The sequence below is a fragment of the Actinomadura darangshiensis genome (genome assembly GCF_004349235.1).
In the GTDB taxonomy this organism is placed as follows: Bacteria; Actinomycetota; Actinomycetes; order Streptosporangiales; family Streptosporangiaceae; genus Spirillospora; species Spirillospora darangshiensis.
Genome location: NZ_SMKY01000363.1, coordinates 1 through 7823, shown reverse-complemented (window position 1 = coordinate 7823; position 7823 = coordinate 1). Strand labels below are relative to the sequence as shown.

The 7823-nt window shown below is 72.7% G+C and carries 9 protein-coding genes; 7 read left to right on the top strand and 2 right to left on the bottom strand.

Features of this window, described 5'->3' with window-relative positions; translation table 11 throughout:
- From E1293_RS41550 to E1293_RS41540, 3 genes are all read left to right on the top strand, one after another.
- Nucleotides 1–544 (top strand): PfkB family carbohydrate kinase (locus tag E1293_RS41550; RefSeq protein WP_243717356.1); only part of this gene is annotated, 544 nt, incomplete at its 5' end.
- A 185-nt stretch (nucleotides 545–729) separates the two neighbouring features.
- Nucleotides 730–1158, top strand: coding sequence for an ATP-binding protein (locus E1293_RS41545; RefSeq protein ID WP_132204746.1), 429 nt, complete (start codon nucleotides 730–732; stop codon nucleotides 1156–1158).
- A 65-nt stretch (nucleotides 1159–1223) separates the two neighbouring features.
- Nucleotides 1224–1982: an RNA polymerase sigma factor SigF gene (locus tag E1293_RS41540; protein WP_132204750.1), complete on the top strand. Its 759-nt coding sequence runs from the start codon at nucleotides 1224–1226 to the stop codon at nucleotides 1980–1982.
- A gap of 42 nt (nucleotides 1983–2024) precedes the next feature.
- Here the strand turns inward: E1293_RS41540 and E1293_RS41535 are convergent, their stop codons facing one another.
- On the bottom strand, nucleotides 2025–2519 hold the full coding sequence (locus E1293_RS41535; RefSeq protein ID WP_243717354.1) for a hypothetical protein: 495 nt from the start codon (nucleotides 2517–2519) through the stop codon (nucleotides 2025–2027).
- Between the two features lie 89 nt (nucleotides 2520–2608).
- Here E1293_RS41535 and E1293_RS41530 point away from each other — a divergent pair, with 89 nt between their 5' ends.
- A complete protein-coding gene (locus tag E1293_RS41530) occupies nucleotides 2609–3550 on the top strand; it encodes a diacylglycerol/lipid kinase family protein (RefSeq protein WP_132204744.1) in 942 nt (313 codons plus the stop codon).
- 310 nt (nucleotides 3551–3860) lie between these two features.
- Nucleotides 3861–4115, top strand: coding sequence for a WhiB family transcriptional regulator (locus E1293_RS41525; RefSeq protein ID WP_132204742.1), 255 nt, complete (start codon nucleotides 3861–3863; stop codon nucleotides 4113–4115).
- Between the two features lie 229 nt (nucleotides 4116–4344).
- Here E1293_RS41525 and E1293_RS41520 read toward each other — a convergent pair whose 3' ends face one another.
- Nucleotides 4345–6003 (bottom strand): sensor histidine kinase, encoded by a 1659-nt coding sequence (locus E1293_RS41520; RefSeq protein WP_132204740.1) that lies wholly within the window; start codon nucleotides 6001–6003, stop codon nucleotides 4345–4347.
- Nucleotides 6004–6078: 75 nt separating this feature from the next.
- Here E1293_RS41520 and E1293_RS41515 point away from each other — a divergent pair, with 75 nt between their 5' ends.
- Both E1293_RS41515 and E1293_RS41510 read left to right on the top strand, forming a co-directional pair.
- Nucleotides 6079–7242: an 8-amino-7-oxononanoate synthase gene (locus E1293_RS41515; RefSeq protein WP_132204738.1), complete on the top strand. Its 1164-nt coding sequence runs from the start codon at nucleotides 6079–6081 to the stop codon at nucleotides 7240–7242.
- Nucleotides 7243–7354: 112 nt separating this feature from the next.
- Nucleotides 7355–7823 (top strand): GntR family transcriptional regulator (locus E1293_RS41510; protein ID WP_132204748.1); only part of this gene is annotated, 469 nt, incomplete at its 3' end.

The window sequence follows — 7823 nt, the reverse complement described above, 5'->3', positions numbered from 1 at the left end:
CCTCCTGGCCGTCCTGGACGAGACCCGCCGCCGCGGCGGCCTGGTCGCCTTCGACGGCAACTACCGCCCCACCGGCTGGCCCTCCCCCGCGTCCGCCGCCGAGGCCATGTCCGCCGTCCTCTCCCGCACCGACATAGCCCTCCCGACCCAAACCGACGACCAGGCGGTCTTCGCCGACAAGACCCCCACCGACACCATCGACCGCCTGCGCTCCGCCGGGGTCGGCGAGATCGCCGTGAAACTGGGCGACCAGGGCTGCCTGATCGCCGACGCCACCACCGTGGACTCCGTCCCCGCCGTCCCGGACGTGACCGTGATCGACACCACAGCGGCCGGCGACTCCTTCAACGGCACCTACCTGGCAACCCGCCTCACCAGCGCGAACCGCCGCCAGGCAGCCGAGGCCGCCTGCGCCATGGCCGCGCAAGTCATCACCCACCGCGGTGCCCTGCTCCCGCCGACCCCAGCCACCACCGCAACCACGCAACAACCTCAGGAATCGCGATCGCGTCCGAAGGCAGGTTCGAGCGAAGCAAGAACCTGATCGCGCAGCGAGCCGCAAGGCGAGCCGGAGCGATGCAGCGATCGCACCGCGTTTCCCGACGATGGAGGGCCTCCAAGGCCCGAAGGAGGAGAGAAATGCAATAAACACACCCGCGCCGTAGTCTCGCAGCACGCTTCGCAGGCGGTAGTTTCGATGGCAGCGGGACAATCCTGCGAGGGAGTGACGTGACCGAGGAAACCGCTGCAATGCCGGCCAGTACGAAGTTGTCCGTCCGCGACGTGGTGACGGTGAAGTTGCCCGCCGCGAGCGCCTACCTGTCCGTGCTGCGGACCGCCACCGCGGGTCTCGCCGCCAGGCTGGACTTCACGCTGGACGAAATAGAGGACCTGCGCATCGCCGTGGACGAGGCGTGCGCGATGCTGCTCGCCCAGGCTCTGCCCGGGACCGACCTGACCTGTGAGTTCGAGCTGACCGGGGAGGCAATGCGGATCTCCGTGTCGGTCCTCACGGTGGACGGCGAGGAGCCCAGCCGCGACACGTTCGCCTGGACCGTCCTGTCGTCCCTGGCGGGCGAGGTGGACGCCCGGGTGGGCTCCGACGACCGGGTCACCGTGACGCTGCAGAAGCGGCGCGGTGCGGCGGGGGCGCCGTGACGGAGAAGACGACGACGGAGCAGACCGCGGTCGCCGCGACGGGCACCGAGCGGTCGGACAGCGCGGTGCCCGACCGCCAGCGGGCGCGCGCCCTGTTCGAGCGCCTCACCGAGCTGCCGGAGGGCGACCCGGAGCGCCAGCGCATCCGCGACCAGCTCGTGGAGCTGCACCTGCCGCTGGTGGAGTATCTCGCCCGCCGCTTCCGCAACCGCGGCGAGTGGCTGGACGACCTGATCCAGGTCGCCACCATCGGCCTGATCAAGTCGATCGACCGGTTCGACCTGGAGCGCGGCGTGGAGTTCTCCACCTACGCCACGCCCACGATCGTCGGCGAGATCAAGCGGCACTTCCGCGACAAGGGCTGGGCCGTGCGCGTCCCGCGCCGGCTGCAGGAGCTGAAGCTGTCGCTGACGAAGGCGATCAGCGACCTCGCCCAGCGCGAGGGCCGCGCGCCGACGGTCAGCGAGCTGGCCGCGCACCTGCAGATGAGCGAGGAGGAGGTGCTGGAGGGCCTGGAGTCGGCGAACGCCTACTCCACCGTGTCCCTGGACGCCCCCGACTCCGGCGACGAGGACGCCCCCGCGGTGGCCGACTCGCTCGGCATGGTGGACGAGTCGCTGGAGGGCGTGGAGTACCGCGAGTCCCTCAAGCCGCTGCTGGAGAAGCTCCCCGCGCGCGAGAAGAAGATCCTCCTGCTGCGCTTCTTCGGCAACATGACGCAGTCGCAGATCGCCGCGGAGCTCGGCATCTCGCAGATGCACGTCTCCCGGCTGCTCGCGCGCACCCTCGCGCAGCTGCGCGAGGGCCTGACCGCGGACGAGTAGGGGCCGAGGGCCTCGGGTGCTCCCCGGGCCCTCGGCGTTCGATCATTTCTTGGCGGGCTGTTCCCTCAGCCGGTCCATGAGGCGCTGCCCGAGGGAGCGCGGCTCCTGGGCGGGCGGCGCCTTCGCCGGGACGCCGTCGTCCTCGGGCTCCTCCTCATCGTGGTCCTCGACGAGCCAGGCGGTGCTCGGCGGGCTGAGCACGGCGACCAGCGCGAGGACCGCGATCACGCCCATCGGGATCGCGATGCCGGGGCGTTCGCTCTGCCACAGCGACCAGGCGACCGGCAGCGCGAACAGCTGGGTCAGCACCGCGGGGGCGCGGCTCCACTGGTCGGCGCGCAGCAGCCCGCGCGCGCAGGCGAGCATGCCGAGGCCGCCGGCGAGGGCGAGGACGGTGACCCCGATCGCGCTGGCCGGGTCGACGGCGGCGCCGGTGGCCGTCTCGACGCCGGTGTAGGCGCCGAAGCCGACCGCGGCGAGGCCCTCCAAGGCTTCGAGGGCGGCGGCGGCCTGCACGGTGATGGGACGCTTGGTCACACCCCGAAACCCTACTCGCACCGCGCCGCGGCCCGCCCCCGAGGGAAACGGCGGGGGAACGCATCCGGAACGATCGATACCCTGACGCCGTGCGCGCCATGCTCATCGCCAACCCCAAGGCGACCTCCACCTCCCGGCGGGCCCGCGACATCCTCATGCGGGCCTTCACCGGCGACCTCGACCTCGTCCTCGCCGAGACCGGCCACCGCGGCCACGCGACCGAGCTGTCCCGGCAGGCGGCCGTGGACGGCTACGACGTCGTGATAGCCCTCGGCGGGGACGGCACGGTCAACGAGGCCGTCAACGGCCTCCTCGCCGAAGGCCCGTCCCCCGGCCTGCCGGCCCTGGCGGTATTGCCGTCCGGCAGCGCGAACGTGTTCGCCCGGGCGCTCGGCCTGCCGGACGACCCGATCGGCGCGACGAAGGCGGTGCTGGAGGCGCTGCGGGCCGGCCGGCACCGGACGGTCGGGCTCGGCACGGCCTGCCATCCGGGCGGCACCGAGCGGTACTTCACGTTCTGCGCCGGTGTCGGGCTGGACGCGGAGGTCGTCCGGGAGGTGGAGCGGCGGCGCGCCGCCGGCGTCCGGGCCGACCCGTCGCTCTATGTGCGCACCGCGGCCCGGCATTTCTTCGCCGGCACGGATCGGCGCCGTCCCGCGCTCACATTGCAGCAGCCGGGCCGCCCGCCGATATCGGGCCTGTTCCTGGCGTTCATTTCCAATACGTCGCCGTGGACATTCATGGGGCGGCTTCCCGTCAATCCGAGTCCGAAGGCGAACTTCGGGCGCGGCATCGACGTGTTCGGGATGCGCTCGCTGGAGGTGGGCCCGACGCTCGGCGCCCTCGCCCAGATGCTGACGCCCCGCTCGCGCCCCGTCCAGGGCAGGCGGGTGGTGAACGTGCACGATGCGGCGGAGGTCACGTTGCGCGCGGAGCGTCCCGTGGCGTTCCAGCTGGACGGCGACTACCTTGGCGAACATCGGAGCGTGACCTTCCGCTCGGTCCCGAAGGCGATCCGCATCGTCATTTGAGGCGCGGGTGGTCATTTGCGGGCGCGCGGGCCGCCAGGTGAGAGCCAAGTAACACGCCCGACCCGCGGATGTGACACATGCGACACCCATACTTTGAGAAACCGTTCTCAAAGGTCTTGCGTCCGCCGGTGCCTCCTGAAACGCTCAAAGTGCGCCAGCCAGCAGGGACCCCAACGCCGCCGGTCACCTGCGTGCGGCGCCGCCGAACAACCACCCTTGGACCTGGCCGTCGCCACCCTGGGCGTTCGCGACATGTGAAACCGTTCACAAAAGTGGAGTGTCTCCACCACCTGACGAAGGAGTGGACCGCATGGACTGGCGCCACCGCGCAGCCTGCCGTGACGTGGACCCCGAGCTGTTCTTCCCGATCGGCAACACCGGACCCGCGATCCTGCAGATCGAAGAGGCCAAGCAGGTATGCCGCGGCTGCGACGTCAGCGACGCCTGCCTCCGCTGGGCCCTGGAGTCCGGCCAGGACTCCGGCGTCTGGGGCGGCATGGGCGAAGACGAGCGCCGCTCGGTGCGCCGCCGCGTGTCCCGCGCCCGAGCCCGCGCACGCATCTGAATTCATTGCATTTCTCTCCTCCTTCGGGCCTGGCGGCCCTCCATCGTCGAGAAACGCGGCGATCGCTAGCATCGCTTCGACTCGCCTAGCGGCTCGCTGCGCGATCAGTTTCTCGCAGGCTCGAAACCGGCTTCGCACGCGATCGCATACCACAAGGTTGTTGACGGCTAAGGCGCCGGTTGCACAAGCAGTAACGGTTTCAACGTACTGACGACGCGGCCGGCCCCCATCAGCTCCGGCCGGGGCGGTGGTTGTGGTCCAGGGGGATGTCGACGACGACCTCGGTGCCCCCGCCGGGGCGGGGGCGGAAGTCGAGGCGGCCGCCGAGCTCACCGACGATCAGGGTGCGGACGATCTGCAGGCCGAGGCTGTTGCTGCTCTCCACATCGAAGTCGTCCGGGAGGCCGACGCCGTCGTCGGCGACGATCGTCACGAGGCGGGGGCCGGGCGGCTCCGCATCGCCGGGCTCGTCCTCGGGGACGCGGGGCTCGCTCGTGCCCGGCTCGCGCCACTCGCCCCAGACCGGGACGCCGCCCGGATCGCTCGCCACCTCGCCGTAGCGGTGCGCCACGACCTCCAGCGTCCCGAACCGGTTCGTCAGGCCGTGCTCCAGGGCGTTCTGCAGCAGCTCGGTGAGCGCCATCGCCAGCGGCGTAGCGACCTCGGCGGGCAGGACGCCGAAGCTGCCGGTCCGCTTCGGCGTCACCTTCGTCTCGGGGGTGGACACCTCCCCCGCCATCGTGATCACCCGGTCCGCGATGTCGTCGAAGTCGATCAGCTCGTCGGGGGTGTGCGAGAGGGTCTCGTGCACGATCGCGATGGACCCGACGCGGCGGACGGCCTCGTCCAGCGCGGCCCGCCCCTCCGGGATCCGCAGCCGCCGGGCCTGCAGCCGCAGCAGCGCCGCGACCGTCTGCAGGTTGTTCTTCACCCGGTGGTGGATCTCCCGGATGGTGGCGTCCTTGGTCATCAGCTCCCGGTCGCGCCAGCGCAGCTCGGTCACGTCCCGGCACAGGACGATGGCGCCGATCCGCGTCCCGCCGACCACGAGCGGGATCGTCCGCAGCTGCATGATCGAACCGCGCGACTCGACCTCGACCTCGCGCGGCGCCCGGCCCGACAGCACGACGCTGAGCGCCTCCTCCATCGGCTCGCCGGTGTCGCACAGGTCCGCGGTGATCTTGCCGAGCGCCTCGCCGACCAGGTCGGCGGGGAAGCCGAGCCGCCGGAACGCCGACTGCGCGTTCGGGCTGGCGTAGGTGACGCCGCCGGAGCGGTCCAGCCGCATCAGCCCGTCGCCGACGCGCGGCGAGCGGACCATGTTCGGCTCCTCGCCCGGTACCGGGAACCGCCCCTCGGCGATCATCGCGGCGAGGTCGCTGGCGCTCTGCAGGTAGGTCAGCTCCAGCCGGGACGGGGTCCGCGCCGAGCTCAGGTTCGTGCTGCGCTGGATCACCCCGAGGACCTTCGCGCCGCGGCGCACCGGGATCGACTCCTCCCGGACGGGGATACCGCTGCCCCACTCCGGGTCGCCCTCCCGGACGATCCGGCGCTCCCGCCAGGCCACGTCGATCAGCCCGCGGCGTCCCGTCCGGACGACCTTGCCGACGAGGTCCTCCGGGTAGGCGGTCGGCCCGGTCGTCGGCCGCATCTGCGCGATCGCGACCCAGCCCGGGACGGCCGCGCCGGTGTCGACCGCGCCCCGCTTGCCGCGGGGAGCCCCGTCGGCGGGCAGCGCGTCGGCCGACCCCACCGGCACCCATAGCAGGAGGTCCGCGAACGACAGGTCGGCCAGCAGCTGCCAGTCCGACACCAGCGCGTGCAGCCACTCCAGGTCGGTGTCGGTGAGGTCGGTGTGGTCGCGGACCAGATCGGTCAAGGTAGGCACGCGACCATCATCGCCCATGGTCTCTGGTGCGGGGCCCGGTCCCTCGCGCCCATCGCCACCTGGCAGGATTCCCGCATGACCGCTGGAGGAGACCCCCTGGCCCGGCTCCGGGACGCGGCCGCGCTGCGGGCGGAGGCCGGGCTGCGCCGGACGCTGCGCCCCCGCCCCGACGGCCTCACGGACCTCGCGTCCAACGACTACCTCGGGCTCGCGGGCGACCCCCGGCTCGTCGAAGGCGCGGTCGCCGCCGCCCGGGCGTGGGGCACCGGCTCCACCGGTTCGCGCCTGGTCACCGGGACGACCGGCCTGCACGCCGAGCTGGACCGGCGGCTCGCCGCGTTCACCGGCAGCGCCGCCGGCCTGGTGTTCTCCTCCGGGTTCCTCGCCAACCTCGGCGCCGTCACCGCGCTCGCCGGGCCCGGCGCGCTCCTGGTGTCCGACCAGGTCAACCACGCCTCGATCGTGGACGCGTGCCGGCTGTCGCGGGCCCGCGTCGTGATCGTCCCGCACCGGGACACCGCCGCCGTCGAGCAGGCCCTCGCCGACCGCGAGGAGGAGCACGCGGTCGTCGTCACCGACGCGGTGTTCTCCGTGGACGGCGACCTCGCGCCACTGGCGGCGCTGCACGCGGCCGTCCGGGCGCACGGCGCGCTGCTGGTGATCGACGAGGCGCACGCGCTCGGGGTCGTCGGCGACCACGGCCGGGGCGCCGCGCACGCCGCCGGCCTCGCGGGCGAGCCCGACGTGGTCCTCACCCTCACCCTGTCGAAGTCGCTCGCCTCCCAGGGGGGCGCGGTCCTCGGCGCCCCCGAGGTGATCGACGCGCTGGTGGACACCGGACGCTCGTTCATCTTCGACACCGGCCTGAACCCGCCCGCCGCCGGCGCCGCGCTCGCCGCGCTGGACGTCCTCGAAGCCGACCCCGGGCTGCCCGGCCGGGCCCGCGAGCTGGCCGTCCGGCTGGCGGGCCTCGCGGCCGGTTCCGGCCTGGAGACCGCCGACCCGGCCGCGGCCGTCGTGCCCGTCTTCCTCGGCGAGCCGCGGGCCGCGGTCCGGGCCGCCGAGGTCTGCGCTGAGCACGGCCTCCGCGTCGGCTGCTTCCGTCCGCCGTCGGTCCCCAAGGGCCGCGCCTGCCTGCGCCTCACCGCCCGCGCCACGCTGGAGGAGGCCGACCTCACACGGCTCCGGGCGGCCCTGGCGGGGATCGCATGTTCTACCGGCCGTAGTCTGCACACGTAACATCGGGGAGAACCGGTGCTGAACGTGAGGAGATGCCGTGACGGAGGTCAGGGGCGGGCCCCGGCACGGGGGCGGGTTCGAGCACGGCTTCGACCGGGCCTCGCTCGGTGACATCGGCAAGCGCCACCCGAACCAGGCGCCCCGCATCCCCAAGTACTACAAGCTCAAAGAGCTGCTGGTCGAGCTGATCCAGTCGCTGCCCGCCGGCAGCCCGCTGCCGCCCGAGCGGACTCTCGCCGAGAAGTACGAGACGTCCCGCACGACCGTCCGGCAGGCCCTCGCCGAACTCGTCGTCGAGGGACGCCTCCAGCGCATCCAGGGCAAGGGCACCTTCGTCGCCAAGCCGAAGGTCGCGCAGGAGCTCCAGCTCGTCAGCTACACCGAGGACATGCGCCACCACGGCCTCCGCCCGGAGACCCGCATCCTGGAGGCCGGCTACGTCAGCGCCGACGAACGCCTCGCCACCCTGCTGTGCATCCGCCCTGGCGGACGGGTGCTGCGCGTCCACCGGCTCCGCCTCGCCGACGGCGAGCCCATGTCCATCGACACCTCCCACCTCCCGGCCCGCCGCTTCCCCGGCC

What these genes read in the sequence shown, in the direction of transcription:
- E1293_RS41525 (WP_132204742.1), top strand. Translation starts at nt 3,861, where the DNA reads ATGGACTGGCGCCACCGCGCAGCCTGCCGTGACGTGGACCCCGAGCTG.
- E1293_RS41515 (WP_132204738.1), top strand. Translation starts at nt 6,079, where the DNA reads ATGACCGCTGGAGGAGACCCCCTGGCCCGGCTCCGGGACGCGGCCGCG.